Origin of the sequence: Methylobacterium sp. J-090 (assembly GCF_022829345.1) — a bacterium.
Lineage (GTDB): Bacteria > Pseudomonadota > Alphaproteobacteria > Rhizobiales > Beijerinckiaceae > Methylobacterium.
In genome coordinates this window covers 225,216-246,840 of record NZ_JAKSXV010000096.1, presented here as the reverse complement: position 1 = coordinate 246,840, position 21,625 = coordinate 225,216, and the positions used below count along the sequence as shown (strand labels likewise).

The following is a 21,625-nucleotide window of genomic DNA, read 5'->3' as shown; positions in this document are numbered from 1 at the left end:
GCAAATCGAAGAGGGCCGCCGGCTGATGCTGGCGACCCTCCCTATCGTTCGGGGCGAGCCCGTCGGTCCGCCCCAGTCTTTCACGCCCTAGAGGGTCGGCGAGCGTCCGCGCATCAGGCCGATGACGGCGGAGATGGCGAACAGTACGATCGCGACGAAGAACACGAGCTTGGCGGCTTCCATGGCGGTTCCGGCGATACCACCGAACCCGAGCAGAGCCGCCACGAGGGCGACGACGAGAAATGTTACGGCCCAACCGAGCATCTGACTCTACCCTTTTCGAAAGATACGGTGCAGCGTCGGCTGCGACCTCATTGCAGCAATAACGCCAAGTTTTCGCCCCGGTTCCGGCACCTTTTCGCTAGATTTGCGGTCGCGTCAGGGTAGGTTTTCGGGCCCGCCGTCGCGGTCGGACGATGCAGGCCGATCCTCCCCACGAGCCCTCGGATGGATCGCGACCAGGGTGGCGCATTGCCTGCTCGGGTTGCATGTGAGAACTTTCGGGCAAGACGGGCAGGTCAGACAGGATGGCGTCATGGTGCGGCGGATTGACATCCGCCCCTCCGCAGGGGGCGCCACCCTCGTTATCTCTGTCTTAACCGTCACTGGAACCAGCACAGCGCTGGCAGCGTTCGTCGTCCGTCGCTGATCAAGGAGTCCGTTATGCGGGAATCGTTCGTCGGCTCGGTCGTGCGGCGTCTCGTGAAGATCGTGGTCTCGGCGGGCGAGGCCGCGGGCCGTGGCTTGGCTGACTTGGTCGACGGGACGGCACCGGCGCCGCAACTCGTCCCCGTGCGAGTTAGCAGCAACCGCCGCAGATCCTAATTCGCGCAGGTTCTGATGCGTGCAAGTCCTGATTGGACTTGTCAGTAGACGACGGTCGAACGGAGTCCGAGCACGAAGCCGCCGGTGATCCGCTTGTCCGGGTGCAGCGGATGTTCGGTTCCCCCGCCCGGATTGTGAACGTACTGGAGGTCCGGCTGCAGCGTCCAACCGGGCACGAGCTGCATCTGATAGGACAGTTCCACCGTTGCTTCCGCCGTACGGATCGGGGGAGATCCGCCGAAGGCGGCGCGGTCGCGGTCGAACGCCCGGGCAGCGCTGCTGATCCGCGCGTAGATGAAGCTTGCACCGAAGAGATCGTCCGGCCGCCCCGGCACAAGTCCGGCGACGACGACCCCGCCATCTGCCCATAGGTCGATGAGATTCCGGTCGGACGGGCTTCCCGACAGTCTGGCGTAGATCGAAACCCCGCTCGATGGCCCTCCTCTCTCGGGGCGGTAGAGCTGCTGGTCGGCGACCACGTAGAGGCCGCTGGTGCCGCGCAGACGTCGCGCGGTGCCGGTGCTGGACGGATCGGCGAGGCGCTGTCCGTCCGCACCGAAACGCAGATGGTCGAAGCGGCCAGAATGGCGATACCCTCCGAACTTGAGGCTGGCCGCCAACTCGCGCGACTCCGGCTCCTGATGGCGCCGCAGCTGGATTTCGGCCATCACCAGGGGTGGGTCGCCGGTGCGAAAATTGGTGCCGTGGCGGTTGACCACGCGCTGGTCGCCGGGATCACCGTTGAAGACGGTGACCAGGGCAGACAGATCGGCGTTCGGATCGTAGCGCAGGCGCACGCCCGGGGTAGCGAGGGGATAGGCCGGGCCGCCGCTCGGCAGGTTGGCCCCGGTGATGGTCGGCCAATCGTTGCTGAGGAACGGCTTTCCGGTCTCCGAGGCTAAGAATTCGCCGTCGGCGGCGAGTTGCCCGATTCTCACGGCGAAGCCCGAATCCCAACGCCGTTCCAACCAGAGCTCCGACAGCCGCGTGGTGGGATAGGCCTCGATGTTGCTGACCGTGACGAGCCGCTGGAAGCTCCGGTCGCGCAGGCCGCCGGTGTCGTGGATCCGGAAGGCATTGGCGAAGGCGGTGACGCCGTCGAGACCGGCGAGCCTGCCGAGATCGACGGTGAGGATTCCCTCGAGCTTGCCGGCATGGATCGCGCCACTGCGGACGCCGCCCGAGGGATTGCCCAGCACCTCATGGGTGGCGAGGAACGTCAGGTTGATCCCGCGCGCGCCCAGAGCGGCACGAAGACCGCCGGGATCGCCGAAAGCCCCCAGCGACGAGCGGATCGACACCGGAAAGTCGCCCTGGGGCTCGGCGGCGGCCGATTGCGGCGGGCGCTCGGGAATGTCCGGCGATGGCTCCGCGATCGCGTGCGACAGGGTGGCGATCATCGCCAGGAGGCCGGCCGAGACGGTTTGAGATCGTGACGTCCTGGATCGCATGAAGCCCTCGCTGAAGAAGTAAGCTGTTGCTATGTTCGGGGCGCGCGTTTTCGCTGCGGCGCCCGGTTGCCCGCCGGGTCCGCTATGGTGGTTCTGGGTGAAAGGCGGGTGGCCGGCGCGCGTGCCCTGTCAGGCGGCGCGCTGCGGGATCAGGCGCCGGTCATGGTGTCGACGAGGAGCTTGACGTTCAGGGCGACGATGAGCCCCGCGATGGCCCAGGACAGGAGCTTGAGCCATCCGGGAATGACGAGGGCGCCCATCTTGCCGCGATCGGAGACGAATCGGACCAGGGGGATCACCGCGAAAGGCAATTGCATCGACAGAACGACCTGACTCAGGACGAGCAGGCGGGCAGTGCCCTGCTCGCCGTAGAGCGCAGTCACCCCCACGACGGGGACGATGGCGATGCCCCGGGTGATGAGCCGGCGCGCCCAGTCGGGGATGCGCAACCGCAGAAAGCCCTCCATCACGATCTGACCCGCCAGGGTAGCGGTGACGGTGGAATTCAGGCCCGACGCCAGCAACGCCACGGCGAACAGGGTCGAGGCGATGCCGGCCCCCAGCAGCGGCGACAGCAGCTCGTAGGCCTGCTCGATCTCCTGCACGTCCGTACGCCCGTTGGCGTGGAAGACCGAAGCCGCCAGGATCAGGATCGCGGCGTTGACGAACAGCGCCAGCATCAGCGCGATGGTGGAATCCGTGACGGCGAAGCGCACGGCCGCGCGCTTGCCCGCCTCGGTGCGGGGATAGGCCCGGGTCTGCACGATGGAGGAGTGGAGATAGAGGTTGTGGGGCATCACCGTGGCGCCGATGATGCCGATGGCGATGTAGAGGGCGGCCGGATTGGTCACGGTCTCCGCCGTCGGCAGGAAGCCCCCGAGCACGGCCTGGAGCGGCGGACTCGCCAGGGCGATCTGCACGCCGAAGCAGACGAAGATCACCCCGAGGAGCGCGATCACGAAGGCCTCCAGGGCCCGGAAGCCCCGGCGCATCAGCAGCAGGATCAGGAACACGTCGAGCGCCGTGATCGTCGCCCCGAGGATGAGGGGGATGCCGAACAGCAGCTTGAGGGCGATGGCGGTGCCGATCACCTCGGCGAGGTCGCAGGCGATGATCGCCGCCTCGCAGGCGAGCCATAGGACGAAGCCCACGGGGCGCGAATAGTGGTCGCGGCAGGCTTGGGCGAGGTCGCGGCCGGTGGCGATGCCGAGCCGCGCGGAGAGCGCCTGCAGCACGATGGCCATCAGGTTCGAGAGCAGGATGACCGAGAGCAGGGTATAGCCGAACTGGGCGCCCCCGGCGATGTCGGTGGCCCAGTTGCCCGGGTCCATATAGCCCACCGAGATCATGTAGCCCGGCCCGATGAAGCCCAGCAGCCGGCGCAGCCACGAGCCGGTCTGAAGCACGGGCACGCTGCCGTTCATGGCGCCGAGGCTCGGCTGCTCCTGCGTGTCGCGGTGGAAGCGCCAGGCCGGTTCGTGATGCCCCATCGTACCCCATGCCCTCATACGCCCGCTGGCAGGCCGACGCCCCAGCTTTATCGCACGCGATATAGCATCGGCTATACTCAAAATAAAAGGCTTAATTCGCCCGGCGTTGTCGGGCACGCGGCGATGGCGTAGGGCCGGAGCGTACCCACGGATTTCGGCGGAGCCGGCATGAGCGAAACGCGCGACGATCCGGTCTTCGACCTGGCCGCCCCGACCAGTGGCGCGACGCAGCGGCTCTCCCCCCTCATCCGACGCCGCATCTGCCCCAACGCCAGCCCGTTCACGGCCACCGGCACCTGCACCTACATCGTCGGGATGGGCGACGTGGCGATCATCGATCCCGGTCCGGACGATGCCGATCATGTCGCCGCGCTGCTGGCCTCGATCCCGGGCGAGCGGGTAACCGCCATCGTGGTCACCCACACCCATCGCGACCACTCGCCGGGGGCCCGCCTGCTCCGGGCCCGCACGGGCGCTCCCATCGTCGGCTGCGGTCCCCACCGGGCGGCCCGGGACCTTGCCGAGGGCGAATTGCCCCACCTCGACGCCAGTGCCGACCGCGCACACGAGCCGGATCGCGTCCTGCACGAGGCCGAGACGGTGGCGGGCGACGGATGGACCCTGGAGGCGGTGGAGACGCCGGGCCACACCATGAACCACCTCGCCTTCGCGCTCCCGCAGGAGGCGGCCCTGTTCTCGGGGGATCACGTCATGGCGTGGTCGACGAGCATCGTCGCGCCGCCCGACGGTTCCATGCGCGCCTACATGGCCTCCCTCGACAAGCTGCGGGAGCGCAGCGAGACGGTGTACTGGCCGGGGCATGGCGGGCCGGTGCGCGATCCGCGCCGGTTCGTGCGGGGGCTCGCCGCCCACCGCCGCCAGCGTGAGACCACGATTCGTACACGGATCGAGGCCGGCGACCGCGATATCCGCGCCATCGTGGCGGCGATCTACCAGGGCTTGAACCCGGCCTTGCACGGGGCCGCCGCCCTGTCGGTCTTCGCGCATCTCGAGGATCTGGTGGAGCGCGGCGTTGTCGTGACCGACGGGCCGCCGCGCCTGGAAGGGCGTTACGCCCCCGCCTGATCCCCTATTTCACCGCGATGGCGAGATTGGCGACCTCGTCGAGATAGGCGCGGATGCGGTCGGCGTTGCCGCCGAGATCGTGGACGCCGAGGCGCGAGGCCGAGCGTACGTCGATGCGCGCGCCGTCCGCCCGGGGATGCACCCGCACGGTGACATCGTCGGCGAGGTTGAGGACGAGGCCGCGCGACACCGCCTCGATCCGGCCGTTGCCGACCCGTCCGCCCGGGCGGATCGCCTCGACGATCTGCCAGCGCCGGTTCACCGCCGCCTTGCGCGCGAGCTCGAAGGCGACGTCGGCGTCGAGGTCGAGGGTCAGGGGGGCGATCTGCGGATAGGCCGCCCGTTGCCCGGCCCGCGCCGCCGGTCCGGGATCGGGCGGATAGCGCCCGTCCCGGGCCGCGAAGGCGGCGCGCGAGCGCGAGAAGGCGGGTGGGTTGTCGATGTCCGTGGTGACGTCCGTCAGAGCCGGCAGGCGCACGGCCCGCAGCCCCGCGAACGCCGGATAGGCCAGGATCAGGAGAGCCAGGGACAGGCCAGCCACGGCCGCGCCGAGGCCGCGCGCACCCTCCCGCCAGACCCGCACGAAGGCGAAGGCCGACAGGGCGACGGCCAGCAGCGCGAGGACGAGCCCCCCGCCGAGGGTCGCGAGGGCCGGCCCGGCCTCCGCGCGCGGATCGCGGACCAGGACCAGGGCGAACAGGGTGACGAGGAGAGCGAGGACCGCCACCGAGCGGGCGAGCGGGCCGGCGCGGGTGACGGGCTCCTCGAAGGGCAGACGACGCATGGGCCTACAAACGATCCCTGTCCGGCGCGCGGCCCCGCGATGAGGCCCACGGGCGCGCCGCCGAGCTTTACCGGGCACGGGGACGGCACGCCACCCGGTCCTCCTTCTTCCGCCGCCGGCCGGTTCTGCTATAGCGGCTCCACCATGAGTGCCACCGCCCCAGACCGAGTCGAGGCGTTACGGGACGCCGAGGGCCCGGACCCGCTCCGGGTCTGGTTCCGGTTCATCCGCCTCAATCGCCGCGTCACCGCCGCCATGGGCGCCGAGTTGCGCGAGCTCGGGCTCTCGATTCCGCAATTCGATGCGCTCTCGACCCTGACCGAGCGCGAGGGCCTGACCCAGCAGGATCTAGCGGCGCGGCTCTATGTCACGAAGGGCAACGTTTCGGGGCTGGTCGATCGCCTCGTCGAGGCCGGCTGGGTCGAGCGCCGCGCGATTCCCGGCGACCGGCGCTCGCACGCCCTTCACCTCACCGGAGCGGGCACGGATCTCGCCGTCCGCGGCATCGTGGCTCAGAAGGCCTACGTCGCCCGCACCCTCGGCCGCCTGCCACCCGAGGATATCGCCGATTTCGAGCGCCTCGTGCTGCGCTGGCGCGAGGTCGCCCGGGAGGATTCGGCGGCTCGCCTCATCGATCCTTAAGCGGCGATCTCGGCCAGGAGCGCCGGTAGATCGTGGATCGAGCCGATGATGTAGTCGGCGTGCGCCGCCATGATCTCGCGGGCGCCCTCCCCCGCCGGACCGCTGAGGACCGCGATGGCGATGGCGCCCGCCGCCCGCGCCGCGCAGGTATCGGCGGGCGTGTCGCCCACCAGGGCGATGCGGGCCGGCGCCACCCCGAGATGCGCGGCGAAGGCCAGCACCATCCCGGGCTCGGGCTTGGCGCCGTGGCCGGAATCGTAACCGGCGATGAATCCGAGATGCGGGGTCAGCCCCAGCACCTCGGCCTGGGCCCGCGCCGAGGCTTCCGCATCGTTGGTGGCGATGCCGAGAGCGTAGCCCGCTCCGACCAGTTGCGCGGCGAGGTCCGCCGGTGCGCCGATGGGATGGAGGGATCGCAAGGCCGCCTCGCGAAACAGCCGGTCCATCTCGACGTAGAGGTCCGGCCCCGCGGGCCGGTCGAGCACCCGCGCCCAGAGTGGCCCGTAGATCGACGAGGCCCCCGCGAGCAGGGGCGAGGTCGGCAGGAAGCGCCGCTCGTCCTCGACATAGTGGCTCACGCGCATGAGCTCTTCGAAGCGCGCGCGGTCGCCACCGGCGAGCGTCGCCATCACCGCGTGGGCGGCGGGACCCCAGGTGCGGTCGAAATCGATGAGCGTCCCGTCCTTGTCGAACAGGATGCCGCGCAGCCGAGCGCCCTCAAGCCACATGGGAGATCTTTTCGACGTCGATGACGGGGCCGGCGGGCGTCATACGCTCGCGCGCCACCATCCGGTCGCCGGGCTCGAACACGCCGAGGTTCACGTCGCGGTCGGGCAGCACCACGGTGGTCACCTTGTTGAGGTGGACGAGGACGTGGCGCTTCTGCGGAAGGGAGGACGCGGCCCAGCGCTTGAGCTGGCCGTAATACGGCTCGCGCCGCCAGGCGTTCGGCTGGCCGGGATCGACCTGCACGTTCATGTGGCGCGACACCGGATCGAGGCTGAGGACCATCTTGGCCCGGTCCGGCTTCCATTCCGGACCGAGCCAGCCTTCCGTCATCCACAGGCAGTGGAAGGCGCGGCAATGGTCGGGCCGGGTGGCGTGGATGGCGCAGCCGCGGCCCTGTTTCGTGTGCCGGCACCATTGCCCGGCGACGCTCTCGACGGCGGGGACGTCATAGACCTTGCAGCACAGGGTGCAGGGGCCGCAGGCGCGGCCGGGGGCCGGCGTCGCGATGACGCTCGCTGGATCGAGGGTCGTGGGCGATAGCATGACGGGGAGCGTCCGGTGCAGCGGTGAACGGGTTTGTGCCCGGGCATCGGGCCGTTAGTGTGACGGCCCCGACCGGCGCCGCAGGCGTCCCGCTTCACCGAACGGAGATCCGATGCTCTCGAACCTGGCGGCCCGCGACGTCGAGACCCTGATCCATCCCTACACCAACCTCGCGACGTTCCGCGAGACCGGGGGGCTCGTGCTGGAGCGCGGCCACGGCGTCTGGGTCTACGACAGTGACGGCCGGCCCTATCTGGAGGGCATGGCCGGCCTCTGGTGCACGGCGCTCGGCTATTCCAACGAGGAACTGGTGGAGGCGGCCAAGGAGCAGATGTCGCGCCTGCCGTTCACGCACCTGTTCTCGGGCCGCAGCCACGATCCGGCCATCGAGCTCGCCGAGACCCTGAAGGAGCTGATGCCGGTCCCGACTTCGAAGATCTTCTTCACCTCGTCGGGCTCGGAAGCCAACGATACCCAGATCAAGCTGACGTGGTACCTCAACAACGCGTTGGGCCGGCCGAGGAAGAAGAAGATCATCTCCCACGTGAAGGGCTACCACGGGGTCACGGTGGCGAGCGCCTCCATGACCGGCTTGGTCGCGAACCACGCCGACTGGGACCTGCCCCTGCCGGGATTTCTGCACACGAGCTGCCCGCACCATTACCGATACGGCGAAGCGGGCGAGACCGAGGAGGCGTTCTCCACGCGTCTGGCCGACGAACTCGAAGCCCTGATCCAGCGCGAGGGGCCGGACACCGTCGCGGCCTTCGTCGCCGAGCCGGTGCTGGGCGCGGGCGGGGCCATCGTGCCGCCGGCTGGCTACTACGCCAAGATCCAGGCGGTTCTCGACCGCCACGACGTGCGCTTCATCGCCGACGAGGTGATCTGCGGCTTCGGACGCCTCGGCACCTGGTTCGGCTCCGAGGCCATGGGGATGCGGCCCGACAGCCTGTCCTTCGCCAAGGCGATCACCTCGGGCTACATGCCGCTCGGCGGCATCTCCATCGATGAACCTCTCTACCGACACATGGTCTCGCAGAGCGCCAAGCTCGGCACTTTCGGCCACGGCACCACCTATTCGGGGCACCCCGTCGCCTGCGCCGTGGCCCTGAAGACCATCGCCATCTACCGGCGTGACGGCATCATCGACGGCGTCGCCCGCAAGGCGCCGCACTTCCAGGGCCGCCTCTCGGCGCTCGCCGACCATCCCATCGTCGGCGAGGCGCGGGGCTTGGGTCTCATCGGCGGCCTCGAGATCGTCGCCGACAAGGCGAGCAAGCGCCAGTACGAGCCCAAGGCCGGTGTCGCCGCCCGCTGCGTCGCCTTCGCGCAGGCCGAGGGGCTCATCGTGCGATTCCTCGCCGGGGACCGCGTCGCCGTGTGCCCGCCCCTCGTGATCGCACCCGACGAGATCGACACCCTGTTCGACCGCCTCACCCGGGCGCTCGATCGGACCCAAGCCTGGATCGCCGCGGAGGGTCTCGACGCTGCGCCCTCGCGTGGCTGATGGGCCACAGGCTACCGCCATACGACGATCAAGCGCACTGCGACGTAACTTATTGCAGTGCCGCAACATCGATCACGGATTTGTCAGACCTCAGTCTGATGATGAGAAACAAGGCTGCCGTGATTTCGGGCAGTGAGGCGGTCTTAAGCTTCCATTCATATTGAGCCGACCTTTATGGTTGCTGTGATGCTCGACACGCATCCGGGTCGAACCGAAAGGTGCCCGAGCGGTGCGTGGGGGACGGCCGGGCGGGGATTGTCCGGCGGCCCTTGAAAGAGCCCAGGCAGGACACCCGTTCCCATGTACGCCCCCGATCAAAACCTGAGTGCCGGTCCCGCCCCGGACCGCCGTCCGTCCGCTTCCGGCCGGCTGGCCGAGGGCTTTCGACCCGTGGCCCTGCCGGCCCTCGCTGCAGCGGTTCTCGTCTCGGCGGTCGCGGGCAAGGCGGTGGCCGCCCGGGCGAAGGCTGCTCGCATCGCGGCGCGCTTCGAGCACGAGGACGCACCGCCGGTGTGATTCCGGCGGGATCGCTGCGGGAGGTTCCTCGGCAGGCTTTTTCGGATTGCCGTACCCTGTCGTCAATTCGTCCACATTGGCGACGAGGGAGACGGGATCGACCTGCGACCCAAGGGCTGGCACCGATGTTGATCCTGCCAAGCCGCCGGCAAGTTCTGGGCGGCATCGGCGCGGGCGCGGTCCTCGGCCTGTCCACGGGCGCCTACGCGCTCGTCGAGCCACGCTTCCGCCTCATCGTCACACGCTACGCACCGGTGCTGCCGCGCTGGACGCCGAGCCTGCGCCTGCGCGTCGCCGTCCTGGCCGATTTCCACGTCGGCGAGCCGTTCATGCCCCTCGACCGCATCGCCGAGATCGTCGATGCGACGAACGCGCTCAAGCCGGACCTCATCCTGATGCTCGGCGACTATCCGGCCGGGCCGAGCGTCACCCTCCGCAAGGTGCCGCTCGTCGAATTCGCCCGGGTGGTCGAAGGTCTGCGCGCGCCCCTCGGGGTCCATGCCATCCTGGGAAACCACGATTGGTGGGACGACGCCAGGGCACAGGCGGGTCTCAGTGACGTCACCGAGGCGCAGCGCGTGTTGGAAGCGCGCGGCATCCCGGTGATGGAGAATACGGTGCTCCGCCTCGAGAAGGACGGTCACCCGTTCTGGATCGCCGGGCTCGGCGATCAGGAGCCGTTCGTGAAGGTCGGCAATTACGAGGGCCGCGACGATCTGCCGGGCACCCTCGGGCAGATCACGGACGACGCGCCGGTGCTCCTCATGGTGCACGAGCCGGACATTTTCCTCGATGTCCCCGACCGGGTGTCCCTGACGCTGGCGGGCCACACCCATGGCGGCCAGATCCGCCTGTTCGGCTACTCGCCCGTGATCCCTTCGGTACGCGGCAACGACTTCGCCTACGGCCATGTGGTTCTGGCGAACCGGCACATGATCGTGTCCGGCGGCTTCGGCGTCAGCCGGATTCCCGTACGTTTGGGCGTCCCCCCCGAGATCGTGATGCTCGACCTCGGCGGTGCGGAGCAGCCCGGTTCCGGGACGTCCGATCGCACCGCGCGGCATAACGACGACCGGCGGTGGTAAGGCGCCGCAGCGGATGCCCTTATTTCTTGGCGTTCTTCACCGCCGCGCTGACCATGTCCTTCGTCGAAGCCGCCGCCGCGATGGTCTTGACCACGGGCTTCTTCGGCTTCTTCGCTTCGCGACTGCCACGTTTGTTCTCGGTCGCCATGAGTGCCTCCTCGGTCGTTCGGGCGGCGATCATGGCACGACTTTCCAGAACGGCGGCATGGAAAGAATCCCCGGCTCGCCGTGCGTGGTCCCCCGGAGCGGCCCGGGGGACCCGAACCGCCGTCAGAGCGGGATGTTGTCGTGCTTCTTCCAGGGCTGCTCCATCTCCTTGGTGCGCAGCATGCCCAGCGCCCGGGCGATGCGCTTGCGAGTGGAGTGGGGCATGATCACCTCGTCGATGTAGCCGCGCTCGGCCGCCACGAACGGCGACAGGAAACGGTCCTCGTACTCGCTCGTGCGCTCGGCGATCTTGTCCGCATCGCCGATCTCGCTGCGAAAAATGATCTCGACGGCACCCTTGGCGCCCATCACGGCGATCTGCGCCGTCGGCCAAGCGTAGTTGAGGTCGGCGCCGACGTGCTTGGACGCCATCACGTCGTAGGCGCCGCCGAAAGCTTTTCGCGTGATGATGGTCACGAGCGGCACCGTCGCCTGGGAGTAGGCGAACAGCAGCTTGGCGCCGTGCTTGATCAGGCCGCCGTATTCCTGGGCCGTGCCCGGCAGGAAGCCCGGAACGTCGACGAAGGTCACGATGGGGATCGAGAACGCGTCGCAGAAGCGCACGAACCGGGCCGCCTTGCGGGAGGCATCCGAGTCGAGGACGCCTGCCAGCACCATGGGCTGGTTGGCGATGAACCCGACGGTGCGGCCCTCGATGCGGCCGAAACCCGTCATGATGTTGCGGGCGTAGGTCGCCTGGATCTCGAAGAAGTCGCCTTCGTCGGCGACGCGCCGAATGAGCTCGCCCATGTCGTAGGGTTTGTTCGGGTTGTCCGGGATCAGCGTGTCGAGGCTCATGTCGAGGCGAAGGGGATCGTCGAAGCTCTCGATCTCCGGCACGCCGTCGATGTTGTTGGCCGGCAGGAAGTCGACGAGGCGACGAATCTGCAGGAGCGCCTCGACGTCGTTCTCGAACGAGCCGTCGGCGATGGAGGACTTGGTGGTGTGGACCTTGGCCCCCCCCAGTTCTTCCGCGGTGACGACCTCGTTGGTCACCGTCTTCACCACGTCGGGGCCGGTGACGAACATGTAGCTCGTGTCGCGGACCATGAAGATGAAGTCGGTCATGGCCGGCGAGTACACGTCGCCGCCGGCGCACGGACCCATGATGACCGAGATCTGCGGGATCACGCCCGAGGCCGCGACATTGCGCTTGAACACCTCGCCGTAACCGCCGAGCGCCGCGACACCTTCCTGGATGCGGGCGCCGCCGGCGTCGAAGATGCCGATGATCGGGGCGCGCATCTTCAGCGCCATGTCCTGGACCTTGACGATCTTGGCCGCGTGCGTCTCCGAGAGCGAGCCGCCGAACACGGTGAAGTCCTTCGAGAACAGGAACACCGTGCGGCCGTTGATGGTGCCCCAGCCGGTCACCACGCCGTCGCCGGGGATCTTCTGCTTCTCCATCCCGAAATCGGTCGAGCGGTGCTGCACGAACATGTCGAATTCCTCGAACGACCCGTGGTCGAGGAGGAGTTCGATGCGCTCGCGCGCGGTCAGCTTGCCCCGCTTGTGCTGGGCGACGACCCGGTTCTCACCGCCGCCGAGACGGGCCTGGGCGCGCCGCTCCTCGAGCCGTTCGAGAATGTCCTTCATGCGGGGAACGCCTTGCCTGGGAGAGATGACGGGACCCGCGCCGACGACATCGTGACGGCCACGGTTTGAAGCGCCCTTAGCACGCGGCGCTTTCAGCGAAAATGGATTTCAAGGGTTGCCCGAACCGCGCCCGAGCGCGCTCACCGTGCGAGGGCGGCAAGGTGGGCCGCGGCCTCGAACTCGGCGTTCCGCAGGGCGTGGCGCGCCGCCGCCTCGGCGTCCGTGCCCCACACGCTCGCCTGATAGGTTTCGTCGACGTGGGCGGCGGCCCAGGCCTGCGCCGGGGTGAGGTGCCCGTTCAGCACGGCGAGCGCCAGGACGAGGGAGCCCGTCAGGGTCGTGAGCGTGTGCAGGGCCGCGAGCCGAAACGGCCCGTCCGTCGCCGCGATGGCCCGGCGCAGGGCAGTTGTGGTGTCCTCCGGCTGGGCGACGTGCATCACGCCCTCGCCGAGGATGAAGCGGGCGCCGAGGGCCTCGCGAGCCCAGTCGAGCACGGGGTCCCAGGCGGCGGATTGTGCGGCCACGAGGCGCTCGGGATCACCGGCCCGGTAGGCCAGGAGATCGGTACCCGCATAGGCCGAGAGGTCGGCGATCACCGCTTCGCGCCGGGGAGCGACGCCGTCGATGGCGGTGTTGGCGAGTCGCGTCAGCGGCATGGTCGCCGGATCGATCACCGCGACCTGCGCTTCCCACTCCGCGGCCACGGCCTCGGCGAGGCTTCGATTCGGCAACACGAGGGGATTGCGCGCGGGCGTGTGGGCGGGGCGCCCGTCGAGGGTCAGGCGCAGGCCGGCCTCCGCCTCGGCGAGGCCGGCCTGCGCGTAGAAGCGCTTCGGCAGGGCCGGCTTGCCGGGGCCGCGGGCCGAGGCGGTGGGATCGGCCGCCGGCTTGGGCGGCGCGGCATCGGCGCCGCCAAGCCAGTCGGATTTGGTATCGTCGCTCATGATTGCCGCAATAGCCCATCGGCGCGGTGCCTGCGAGACCATCCGCCGTCCCCGATCAGGATTGGGAGATCACGGGGCCATTGCCGGGAAACAGCTCCGCCAGGGCGGTGGCCGTCTCCACCACCGTGGCGGCGCCGGCTCCGAACAGGGCGCCGGCCGGATGGTAGCCCCAGCCGACTCCGATGGCGACGGCGCCGGCGCTCACCGCCATCTCCATGTCGTAGGTGGTGTCGCCGATCATCACCGTGGTCTCGGGCGTGGCATCGGCCTCCACCATGGCCTGGCGCAGCATGGTCGGGTCGGGCTTCGACGGCGCATCGTCGGCCGATTGGGTGGTGGCGAACCAACCCTGCCAGCCATGGGTCTCGATGAGCCGGTCCACCCCGCGCCGGGCCTTTCCGGTGGCGATGCCAAGGCGGATGTCGTCGCGCGCGTGCAGCCGCTGGAGCAAGGCCTCCATGCCGGGAAACAGCGGCTCCTCGTAGTTCGGATCGAGGCGTAAGGTGTTGAAGGCGCGCCGGTAGCTCTCCGACAGGCCCTCCACCGGACCGTCATCGCCGACGAGGCGCCGGAACGCCTGCGGCAGGGACAGGCCGACCACGGACAGGGACTCGGCCCGGCTCGGTGCCGCGAGGCCGTGCTCGGCGAAGGCGAGTCCCTGCGCCGCCACGATGAGGTGCTGGCTGTCGATGAGGGTGCCATCGACGTCGAAGACGATGAGCGTCACGGGCGCGCGCCCGTCACGGCTGGCGCGCCGGCGCGACCTGCGGCTGACGCGGGCGCTCGTAGCCGAGCTTACACCGGATGAGGAAGCGGCGCCGCGCCCCGCCGCGCAGGCCGCGGGCATGGGCCTGCCGGTTGCAGCTCGCGTAGGATGAACGGGGTCGCCGCCCGGCGCCGGCGCCACGGCCGCCGGGTGCGGGTGCCACCTGCGTCGGCGCGGACGGACCGGGATTGGCCTGACGTGGCGCGGGAGCCGGCTGTGGCGTCGTCGCTTGGTTCGGATTCCCTTGGTTCTGACTCCCTTGGCCGGGATTCGTCTGGCCGGGATTCGTCTGGCGCTGCGTCGCGGGAGACGGTGTCGGCTGTGCCGGCCGCGCCTGCGGCGGCGGCGGTGCCGTCTGCGCCAGGGAACCGGGCGCGAACGTCAGGGCGGACAGGGCCAGGAGCGCGCTACAGGCGGCAGTCGCGGGGTTCATGAGCGTGACCTTCGAGACGCCATGCGAGAGGGCTCGCAAGGCAGCTTGGCGCGATTACGGTCCCGCCGAGACGCGGCGAGCCCTCAAGGTTGTACGGAAGGATAAGGCATGCCGCCGGATTGCCAAGGTCGCCGGGTGCGGCACCGTCGCTTTGTCCGCTCACCCGCGCCGGATCATTTCAGGCTTCGGGGGCCTCGACGATGGGATCGTAGCGCGACGCGTCGAACCCCAGCAAATTCCAGCTCTGGGCCATGTGCGGCGGCAGGGGCGCCGTCACGTCCACGGGCTTGCCCGTGCGCGGATGCGGGATCACGATCCGGCGCGCGAGCAGGTGCAGGCGGTTCTGGATGCCGCCTGGCAACTCCCAGTTCTCGATGCTGAAATACTTCGGATCACCCACGATGGGGTGGCCGATATGGGCGGCGTGCGCGCGCAACTGGTGCGTGCGGCCGGTCACCGGCTTGAGCGACAGCCAGGACAGTTTCTGGGCGGCGTTGTCCACCATGGCGTAGTAGGTGAGCGCGTGCGCGGCGCCATCGTCGCCGTGCTGGGCCACCCGCATGCGGGCGTCCGCGTCGGTGGGCTCCTCCTTGGCGAGGTAGGTGGAGATCCGGCCCTGCGGCACCCGGGGCACCCCGGCGGTGAGGGCCCAGTACACCTTGCGGGCCGAGCGCGAGCGGAAGCTCTTTGCCAGGGTGGCCGCGGCGAGCCGGGTCTTGGCGACGATGAGGCAGCCGGCCGTGTCCTTGTCGAGGCGGTGGACGAGGCGCGGTTTCTGTCCATCGGGACCGGCCAGCGACTCGAGCAACCCGTCGACGTGCCGGACGGTGCCGGAGCCCCCCTGCACCGCGAGGCCGAAGGGCTTGTTCAACACCATCATCTCGGCGTCCTCGTAGAGGATCAGCGAGCGGATGAAGTCCGCATCGGTGGCGTCGCGCTGGGCGCTGCGCGGGCGCTCGCCGACGGCGTCGAGCTTGAGCGGCGGCACCCGCACGCTCATGCCGGGGAGCAGCCGGTCGTTGGGCTTGGCGCGCTTGCCGTCGACGCGCAGCTCGCCCTTGCGGACGATGCTCTGGACGCGGGTGAAAGGCAGCTGCGGGAACCGCGTCGTCAGGAAGCGGTCGATGCGCATCTCGGCCTCGTCCTCCTCGACGACGAGGGTCTGGACGCCGGACGCCAGGGTGGCGGAGGCGGCCGCGCGCTGCTCGCGCCGGGTCGGGCCTTCCACGGGCGCAGTCGCCTCCGGGCGAGGCGCGCGGGCGCGACGCGGCGCGTCCTCGGGCGTCTCGGGCCGGGGGCTGCGGATGCGGCTCGGAAGGTCCTGCTGATCCCGATGTTCGGCCTCGGCGTCCGGCGCGTCGCCGGGGCGCCAGGGCGCCCGCTTGTCGGCCTCGCCGCGCATGGACGCCGCCCGCTGGGCCGCGTCGAGGGCGCTGGTGCGCGGCCCCGTGCGCTCCCGCTCCGGGTCCTTGGCGTTGCGGAACGGTCGCTTGGCCCCGAACGGACTCTTCGCCCCGAACGGACTTTTGCCGGCTGGGCCGGGGCCGCGCCCAGGGCGCTTGCTCGCCCCGGCACCGGAGCCCTTGCGTCCGGCGCCGCCGCGTGAAGGTGGTCGTGTGGTCATGATCCGCTCGTACCACCCGCACCCGCCGGGGCATAGCGCAGGTCGTGCACGGCTCCCTTCGCCAACAGGCAATCAGGCCGCGCGTCGGGCCGCCTCGATGGTCAGGCCCGTGCCGACGGAGCCGAAGGTGTCGCCGTCGACGATCCGCGCGTTGGGAACAGTGGCCGTCAAGGCGGCGCGGACATGCGGCAGGCCGGTGGAGCCGCCGGTGAGGAACAGGGCGTCGATCCGGTCGGCGGTGAGACCGGCCTGGGCGAGGCAGCGGCCGATGCGCTCGGCGATGCGCCGGGCGAGTTCGTCCGTGTGGGTGACGAGGCCGCTCCGGTCGATGTCGGCCGAGAGCCCGCGCTCGACCCAGTCGAGATCGATGCTGCCGCGCCCCGCATCCGAGGTGGCGATCTTGGCACCCTCGACCTCCATGGCGAGGGAATGCCCGCGCTCGGCCTCGACCACCGTGTGGAGCCGGTCGATGAGTTCGGGCCGGCGGGCGTCGCGGCGGACCTCCTCGATCTCCCGCAGGGTCCGGGCGTTGTAGAGCCGGTTGATGCTCGACCACGTGGCGAGGTCGTGGAAGTAGGCGTTGGGCACGTTGATGTCGCCGCGATTCATCGGGCTGCCGAGGCCGAGCAGCGGCATCACCGTGCCGAGGCTGAGGCGCCGGTCGAAGTCGGTGCCGCCGATGCGCACGCCGTCATTGGCCAGGATGTCGTCCGCCCGCTCCGTCTTGGCGTGGCGCTCGGGCGACAGGCGCACGATGGAGAAGTCCGAGGTGCCGCCACCGATATCGGCGATGAGGGCGATCTCCTCCGCCCTCACCTGCTGCTCGTAGTCGAGGGCCGCCGCGATGGGCTCGAACTGGAAGGAGACGTGCCGGAACCCGATGCTGTTCGCGATCTCGCGCAGGGCGCCCTCGGCGCGGGCATCGCCCTCCGGGTCGCCGTCGACGAAGTGGACCGGGCGACCGTGAACGACCGTGTCGAGGGAGCGCCTGGATTCGGTCTCCGCCCGCGCCTTCACGGCGGCGAGGTAGCGGCCGATCACGTCACGGAATTTGATGCGCTCGCGCCCGACCGGCGTGGTTTCCTCGAGAAGCGAGGAGCCGAGGACGGATTTCAGGCTGCGCATGAGCCGGCCCGGCGTGCCCTCGACGTATTCCGTCATTGCGGCGCGGCCGACGAAGGCGGCCTGCCCCGGGGGGAAGAAGATCGCGCTCGGTATCGTGAGGTGGCGGCCCTCCAGGGGCACCAGGGCGGGGGCACGCCCGGTGACGAGGCCGAGGGTGGTGTTCGAGGTGCCGAAATCGAGGCCGCAGGCCGCCATGTTGGGTCTCCGGCATCAGCGCGCGATGAGAGGGCCGGCTCACCTACAGGCTCGCTTCTCCGAGGTCCACGGCTTTTGTGCGGTGCGGCCGTGCTCCATCGGGGCATGACGGCCCGGCGCAGCGATCGTCAACCGCTCCATCGTCGCCCGTCCTGTCGCGGGTGGAGCATGGTTCGATCACGAGAACCGATGAACCGCCGCCCGTCCTCGCTGGAAGAAAGGGAATGACGCGTCAGATGTTCGCCAAAACGGCGATGCCGTCATCTTATCTCTGGAAGTAACAGCGAAACTATTTACCGCGGGCCGATCGATGATGATTTGCGCTGCGCACAGGCATTCCCAGCACTGACCGTACTTCGACTTATCTAGTCATTAAAATATTTGTCAATATAAATCAATATTATAGGTCGAAATCAAAGTATAAATTGGGTGGGTATTTATCGAATGACGAAGATTTTACAAAAATTTAAATTTTTGATTTTAGATCTTGGCCCAAGTCGCCAGTTCGCACGAGCGTCCCTCCGGACGGGGTCGCTCGCGTTACGGGGCGATAGACGCCGATGCCACGGATGCGCAGTCATCGGGGGCACGCTTCTGGATAGGGTGAAAGCCGATGTCGGGTTGTCCGTCGCTGAGGAAGGCCCCGTCCGGTTCCGTCCGACCGCTCGAGCAGCTTTCCTTCGAGCGCATGTTCAATGCGCTTCCCGTCGGGGCCATGACCTGCAACCTCGATACGTTCGTGATCGACTATGCCAATCCGTATTCGATCGGTCTGCTGCAATCGATCCAAGAGACGCTCGGTTTCGACCCGGCCAACATCGTCGGTACGTCCATCGACGTCTTTCACAAGGAGCCGCTGCATCAGCGCACCCTGCTGTCCGATGCCGCTCGGCTGCCGCACAAGGCTCGTATCTGCTTTGGCAAGGAATGGCTCGATTTGCACATCCATCCCCTGCCCGATTCGACCGGGCGGGTCAGCCGCGCCCTCCTGGTCTGGGCGATCGCCACCGCCGAGGTGGCCAAGGAGCAGGAGGAGTATCGCCTGCTGCGCATGATCGACGACATGCCCGTGGCGGTGATGACCGTCGATCCGGTCACCTTCAATATCACCTATCTCAACGAGACCTCTAAGCAGACCCTCGGCGAGATCAAGGATCTCCTGCCCATCAAGCCGTCCGAACTCCTCGGCGCTTCCATCGACGTGTTCCATCGCCACCCGGAGCATCAGCGTCGGCTCCTGTCCGATCCGGCCAATCTTCCTCACCATGCGCGGATCAAACTCGGCGCCGAGGTCCTCGACCTTCAGGTCTCGGCCGTCACGGGAACCGACGGAGTCTATCTCGGCCCGATGCTGACCTGGTCGGTGATCACCAAGCAGGTGGCGGCCGAAGCGCGCATCCAGCAACTCGCGCATTTCGACACGCTGACGGCGCTCGCCAACCGCAACACATTCCGGGAGCACCTTACGGCTTGCCTGTCACGGCCCGATCCACGGCTCGGATTGCTGTTCATCGATCTCGACGGCTTCAAGTTCGTCAACGATTCGAACGGCCACCTCGTCGGTGACATGCTCCTCGCGCGTGTGGCGGATCGGTTGCGGGCACGCTGCGCCCATCCCAACATCATGGTCGCCCGCCTCGGCGGGGACGAGTTCGCCATCCTGATCACGGATGCGGGTATCGTCGAGGCGACCGAGCTTGCCGAAGCGCTGGTCCGCGAAATCGTGGCGCCCTACCAGATCGAGGCCGATCGACGCCTCGAGATCGGTGCGTCGATCGGAGTCGCGGCGACGCCGGAGCACGGCGTCGACTCGGAGCTGCTGCTGTCACGCGCCGACATGGCGCTCTATGCCGCCAAGGCCGCCGGCAAGAAGACGTTCCGGGTCTTCACGCCGGAACTGGAGACGCGGCTGCACGAGCGCGTGCGCCTCGAGCTCAAGCTGCGCGAAGCGCTCGGTAAGAAGGACAGCCTGTTCCTGTTCTACCAGCCGATCATCGACCTCGCGACCGGCCGCGTCACGGCCCGCGAGGGGCTGATCCGCTGGCACCACCACATTCGAGGGTGGATCTCGCCCGGTGAATTCATCGGCGTCGCCGAGGATAGCGGCCTGATCGATGAGCTCGGTGTCTGGGTTCTCAACCGCGCCTGCGAGGATGCCGTGTCCTGGGACGACGACGCCCGTGTCGCCGTCAACGTCTCCGCCAAGCAGCTTGGAAAGGGAACGCTCGCGACGACCATCCTGCAGGCGCTGGTCCGCGCCGGGCTCGAGCCGAGCCGTCTGGAGATCGAGATCACCGAGAGCGCCCTCCTGGCCGACGAACTCGATTGCCTCGCCGATCTACGGCGTGTCCGCGACCTCGGGGTGCGCGTGGCGCTGGACGATTTCGGGACCGGGTTCTCGTCGCTGGCGCACCTGCGCTCGTTTCCCTTCGACAAGATCAAGATCGACGGGTCCTTCGTGCAGGATGCCGTGCAGCGCGCGGATTGCGCGGCCATCGTCGGCGTCGTGGCCGATCTCGGCAAGCGGCTCGGTGTGACGACGGTGGCGGAGAACGTCGAGACGCAGGCGCATCTCGACCTCGTCGAGGCCGAAGGCTGCACCGAAGTCCAGGGCTACCTCCTCGGCAGCCCCGCGCCGTCCGCCCGCGACGCTCCGATCATCGCCGAGCTGAACCGTGCTGCGTCTCAAAAGACGGTGGCCGCCTGATCCGCCGATCGCCCCCTCGCAGGGGGTGTCCGTCGGGCGGCCGGTCTCACCCTGCATCCTCCCGGCGCTGCCGGCGCAGGACTTCCCAATGGGCGAGACGGTCGGTGTAGCGCTGCTCCATGCCCCGGTCGGTGGGTTCGTAGAAGTGCTGACGGCCGAGCTTCTCGGGCCAGTAATCCTGGCCCGAGAACGCATCCGGCTCGTCGTGATCGTAGCGGTAGCCCTCGCCGTAGCCGATCTTGCGCATGAGCTTGGTCGACCCGTTGAGGATCGTGCGCGGCGGCGGCAGGGAGCCGTGCTCCTTGGCCACCCGCGTCGCGGCCTTGTAGGCGTTGTAGACCGCGTTCGATTTCGGCGCGCAGGCGAGATAGACGGTGACCTGTGCGAGCGCGAGTTCGCCCTCCGGCGAGCCGAGGAAATCGAACGCGTCCTTGGCGGCGGTGGCCACCACGAGGGCTTGGGGGTCGGCGAGTCCGATATCCTCTACGGCCATGCGCACGAGGCGGCGGGCGATGAACAGGCGGTCCTCGCCCCCGTCGAGCATCCGGCAAAGGTAGTAGAGAGCCGCATCGGGATCGGAGCCGCGCACGGTCTTGTGCAGGGCGCTGATGAGGTTGTAGTGGCCCTCCTGGGACTTGTCGTAGATCGGAGCCCGGCGCTGGATGATTTTCTGCAGGTCTTCGGCATCGAAGAGTTCGCCGGATTTCGCCGAGCGCCAGACTTCCTCCGCCAGGGTCAGCGAAGCGCGCCCGTCGCCGTCCGCCATGCGGACGAGGACGCCGCGCGCCTCCTCGTCGAGGGGCAGCGGGCGGCCGGTCAGGCATTCGGCCCGCACCATCAGCTTGGCGATGGCCGCGTCGTCCAGCGCCCGGAACAGCAAGACGCGGGCGCGCGACAGGAGCGCGGCGTTGAGCTCGAAGGACGGGTTCTCGGTGGTGGCGCCCACCAGCGTCACGGTGCCGTCCTCCATCACCGGCAGAAAAGCGTCGAGCTGCGAGCGGTTGAACCGGTGGATCTCGTCCACGAACAGCAGGGTCCCCTGCCCCATGGTCCGGCGCTGGCGGGCGGCCTCGAACACCTTCTTCAGGTCGGCGATGCCGGAGAAGATCGCCGAGATCTGCTCGAAATGCAGATCGGTCTCGTGGGCCAGCAGGCGCGCCACGGTGGTCTTCCCGGTGCCGGGCGGCCCCCAGAACACCAGGGAGCCGAAGGATTTGCCGGCGAGCAGCCGGGTCAGGGCCCCGTCCGGCCCGGTGAGGTGTTCCTGGCCCACCACCTCGGCGAGCGTCTGCGGGCGAAGCCGATCGGCGAGGGGGCGCGGGGCGGCGTTCTGCAGGCCGGCGGAGGCGAAGAGATCGGACATGGGCGCA

General features: G+C 68.9%; 20 protein-coding genes. 6 read left to right on the top strand and 14 right to left on the bottom strand.

Annotated elements, in window-relative coordinates; translation table 11 throughout:
* Positions 1–87 precede the first annotated feature (87 nt).
* The 3 genes from MKK49_RS18070 to MKK49_RS18060 all read right to left on the bottom strand — a co-directional run bounded on the left by MKK49_RS18070 (position 88) and on the right by MKK49_RS18060 (position 3,766).
* Positions 88–264, bottom strand: coding sequence for a DUF1328 domain-containing protein (locus MKK49_RS18070; RefSeq protein ID WP_003599466.1), 177 nt, complete (start codon positions 262–264; stop codon positions 88–90).
* Positions 265–866: 602 nt separating this feature from the next.
* Positions 867–2,276, bottom strand: a complete 1,410-nt coding sequence (locus MKK49_RS18065; protein ID WP_244031029.1) for a carbohydrate porin — start codon at positions 2,274–2,276, stop codon at positions 867–869.
* A 149-nt stretch (positions 2,277–2,425) separates the two neighbouring features.
* Positions 2,426–3,766 carry an Nramp family divalent metal transporter gene (locus MKK49_RS18060; RefSeq protein ID WP_244031028.1) on the bottom strand — a complete coding sequence of 447 codons (1,341 nt, stop codon included), beginning with the start codon at positions 3,764–3,766 and terminating at the stop codon, positions 2,426–2,428.
* A gap of 168 nt (positions 3,767–3,934) precedes the next feature.
* Between MKK49_RS18060 and MKK49_RS18055 the strand changes: the two genes are divergently transcribed.
* A complete protein-coding gene (locus MKK49_RS18055; protein WP_244031026.1) occupies positions 3,935–4,852 on the top strand; it encodes an MBL fold metallo-hydrolase in 918 nt (305 codons plus the stop codon).
* A gap of 4 nt (positions 4,853–4,856) precedes the next feature.
* Here the strand turns inward: MKK49_RS18055 and MKK49_RS18050 are convergent, their stop codons facing one another.
* A complete protein-coding gene (locus MKK49_RS18050) occupies positions 4,857–5,636 on the bottom strand; it encodes a DUF1499 domain-containing protein (RefSeq protein ID WP_244031024.1) in 780 nt (259 codons plus the stop codon).
* Between the two features lie 144 nt (positions 5,637–5,780).
* Between MKK49_RS18050 and MKK49_RS18045 the strand changes: the two genes are divergently transcribed.
* The gene (locus tag MKK49_RS18045) at positions 5,781–6,278 is read left to right on the top strand and encodes a MarR family winged helix-turn-helix transcriptional regulator (RefSeq protein ID WP_244031017.1); all 498 of its coding nucleotides are present in this window, start codon (positions 5,781–5,783) and stop codon (positions 6,276–6,278) included.
* Here MKK49_RS18045 and MKK49_RS18040 read toward each other — a convergent pair.
* Positions 6,275–7,006, bottom strand: a complete 732-nt coding sequence (locus MKK49_RS18040; protein WP_244031014.1) for an HAD family hydrolase — start codon at positions 7,004–7,006, stop codon at positions 6,275–6,277. The two genes, MKK49_RS18045 and MKK49_RS18040, sit on opposite strands and share 4 nt — an antisense overlap.
* Positions 6,996–7,550: a hypothetical protein gene (locus MKK49_RS18035; protein WP_244031012.1), complete on the bottom strand. Its 555-nt coding sequence runs from the start codon at positions 7,548–7,550 to the stop codon at positions 6,996–6,998. The genes MKK49_RS18040 and MKK49_RS18035 overlap by 11 nt, the downstream gene beginning before the upstream one ends.
* Before the next feature lie 112 nt (positions 7,551–7,662).
* Between MKK49_RS18035 and MKK49_RS18030 the strand changes: the two genes are divergently transcribed.
* From MKK49_RS18030 to MKK49_RS18020, 3 genes are all read left to right on the top strand, one after another.
* Complete coding sequence (locus MKK49_RS18030) at positions 7,663–9,057, top strand: aminotransferase (RefSeq protein WP_244031011.1); 1,395 nt, start codon at positions 7,663–7,665, stop codon at positions 9,055–9,057.
* A gap of 300 nt (positions 9,058–9,357) precedes the next feature.
* Entirely contained in the window at positions 9,358–9,573 is a 216-nt protein-coding gene (locus tag MKK49_RS18025; RefSeq protein WP_244031009.1) for a hypothetical protein, read from the top strand.
* 125 nt (positions 9,574–9,698) lie between these two features.
* Positions 9,699–10,658 (top strand): metallophosphoesterase, encoded by a 960-nt coding sequence (locus MKK49_RS18020; protein WP_244031008.1) that lies wholly within the window; start codon positions 9,699–9,701, stop codon positions 10,656–10,658.
* Positions 10,659–10,677: 19 nt separating this feature from the next.
* Here the strand turns inward: MKK49_RS18020 and MKK49_RS24550 are convergent, their stop codons facing one another.
* From MKK49_RS24550 to MKK49_RS17990, 7 genes are all read right to left on the bottom strand, one after another.
* The gene (locus tag MKK49_RS24550) at positions 10,678–10,806 is read right to left on the bottom strand and encodes a hypothetical protein (RefSeq protein WP_274533103.1); all 129 of its coding nucleotides are present in this window, start codon (positions 10,804–10,806) and stop codon (positions 10,678–10,680) included.
* 122 nt (positions 10,807–10,928) lie between these two features.
* A complete protein-coding gene (locus MKK49_RS18015; RefSeq protein WP_244031007.1) occupies positions 10,929–12,461 on the bottom strand; it encodes an acyl-CoA carboxylase subunit beta in 1,533 nt (510 codons plus the stop codon).
* A gap of 140 nt (positions 12,462–12,601) precedes the next feature.
* Positions 12,602–13,405, bottom strand: a complete 804-nt coding sequence (locus MKK49_RS18010) for an ATP12 family chaperone protein (RefSeq protein ID WP_244031006.1) — start codon at positions 13,403–13,405, stop codon at positions 12,602–12,604.
* A 55-nt stretch (positions 13,406–13,460) separates the two neighbouring features.
* Positions 13,461–14,132 (bottom strand): HAD-IA family hydrolase, encoded by a 672-nt coding sequence (locus tag MKK49_RS18005; RefSeq protein ID WP_244031004.1) that lies wholly within the window; start codon positions 14,130–14,132, stop codon positions 13,461–13,463.
* A gap of 13 nt (positions 14,133–14,145) precedes the next feature.
* Positions 14,146–14,604 (bottom strand): hypothetical protein, encoded by a 459-nt coding sequence (locus tag MKK49_RS18000; RefSeq protein ID WP_244031002.1) that lies wholly within the window; start codon positions 14,602–14,604, stop codon positions 14,146–14,148.
* 178 nt (positions 14,605–14,782) lie between these two features.
* Complete coding sequence (locus MKK49_RS17995) at positions 14,783–16,228, bottom strand: RluA family pseudouridine synthase (RefSeq protein ID WP_244031000.1); 1,446 nt, start codon at positions 16,226–16,228, stop codon at positions 14,783–14,785.
* Positions 16,229–16,300: 72 nt separating this feature from the next.
* Complete coding sequence (locus MKK49_RS17990; protein ID WP_244030998.1) at positions 16,301–17,548, bottom strand: Hsp70 family protein; 1,248 nt, start codon at positions 17,546–17,548, stop codon at positions 16,301–16,303.
* Between the two features lie 688 nt (positions 17,549–18,236).
* Here MKK49_RS17990 and MKK49_RS17985 point away from each other — a divergent pair.
* A complete protein-coding gene (locus MKK49_RS17985; RefSeq protein WP_244030996.1) occupies positions 18,237–20,255 on the top strand; it encodes a putative bifunctional diguanylate cyclase/phosphodiesterase in 2,019 nt (672 codons plus the stop codon).
* Positions 20,256–20,301: 46 nt separating this feature from the next.
* Here the strand turns inward: MKK49_RS17985 and MKK49_RS17980 are convergent, their stop codons facing one another.
* Entirely contained in the window at positions 20,302–21,618 is a 1,317-nt protein-coding gene (locus tag MKK49_RS17980) for a replication-associated recombination protein A (RefSeq protein WP_244030989.1), read from the bottom strand.
* Positions 21,619–21,625: the final 7 nt, after the last annotated feature.

Bases quoted from the DNA above. Each gene is read 5' to 3' on its own strand.
- MKK49_RS18070 (WP_003599466.1), bottom strand. From the start codon at position 264: ATGCTCGGTTGGGCCGTAACATTTCTCGTCGTCGCCCTCGTGGCGGCT.
- MKK49_RS18065 (WP_244031029.1), bottom strand. From the start codon at position 2,276: ATGCGATCCAGGACGTCACGATCTCAAACCGTCTCGGCCGGCCTCCTG.
- MKK49_RS18060 (WP_244031028.1), bottom strand. From the start codon at position 3,766: ATGGGGCATCACGAACCGGCCTGGCGCTTCCACCGCGACACGCAGGAG.
- MKK49_RS18055 (WP_244031026.1), top strand. From the start codon at position 3,935: ATGAGCGAAACGCGCGACGATCCGGTCTTCGACCTGGCCGCCCCGACC.
- MKK49_RS18050 (WP_244031024.1), bottom strand. From the start codon at position 5,636: ATGCGTCGTCTGCCCTTCGAGGAGCCCGTCACCCGCGCCGGCCCGCTC.
- MKK49_RS18045 (WP_244031017.1), top strand. From the start codon at position 5,781: ATGAGTGCCACCGCCCCAGACCGAGTCGAGGCGTTACGGGACGCCGAG.
- MKK49_RS18040 (WP_244031014.1), bottom strand. From the start codon at position 7,006: ATGTGGCTTGAGGGCGCTCGGCTGCGCGGCATCCTGTTCGACAAGGAC.
- MKK49_RS18035 (WP_244031012.1), bottom strand. From the start codon at position 7,550: ATGCTATCGCCCACGACCCTCGATCCAGCGAGCGTCATCGCGACGCCG.
- MKK49_RS18030 (WP_244031011.1), top strand. From the start codon at position 7,663: ATGCTCTCGAACCTGGCGGCCCGCGACGTCGAGACCCTGATCCATCCC.
- MKK49_RS18025 (WP_244031009.1), top strand. From the start codon at position 9,358: ATGTACGCCCCCGATCAAAACCTGAGTGCCGGTCCCGCCCCGGACCGC.
- MKK49_RS18020 (WP_244031008.1), top strand. From the start codon at position 9,699: ATGTTGATCCTGCCAAGCCGCCGGCAAGTTCTGGGCGGCATCGGCGCG.
- MKK49_RS24550 (WP_274533103.1), bottom strand. From the start codon at position 10,806: ATGGCGACCGAGAACAAACGTGGCAGTCGCGAAGCGAAGAAGCCGAAG.
- MKK49_RS18015 (WP_244031007.1), bottom strand. From the start codon at position 12,461: ATGAAGGACATTCTCGAACGGCTCGAGGAGCGGCGCGCCCAGGCCCGT.
- MKK49_RS18010 (WP_244031006.1), bottom strand. From the start codon at position 13,405: ATGAGCGACGATACCAAATCCGACTGGCTTGGCGGCGCCGATGCCGCG.
- MKK49_RS18000 (WP_244031002.1), bottom strand. From the start codon at position 14,604: ATGAACCCCGCGACTGCCGCCTGTAGCGCGCTCCTGGCCCTGTCCGCC.
- MKK49_RS17995 (WP_244031000.1), bottom strand. From the start codon at position 16,228: ATGACCACACGACCACCTTCACGCGGCGGCGCCGGACGCAAGGGCTCC.
- MKK49_RS17990 (WP_244030998.1), bottom strand. From the start codon at position 17,548: ATGGCGGCCTGCGGCCTCGATTTCGGCACCTCGAACACCACCCTCGGC.
- MKK49_RS17985 (WP_244030996.1), top strand. From the start codon at position 18,237: ATGTTCAATGCGCTTCCCGTCGGGGCCATGACCTGCAACCTCGATACG.
- MKK49_RS17980 (WP_244030989.1), bottom strand. From the start codon at position 21,618: ATGTCCGATCTCTTCGCCTCCGCCGGCCTGCAGAACGCCGCCCCGCGC.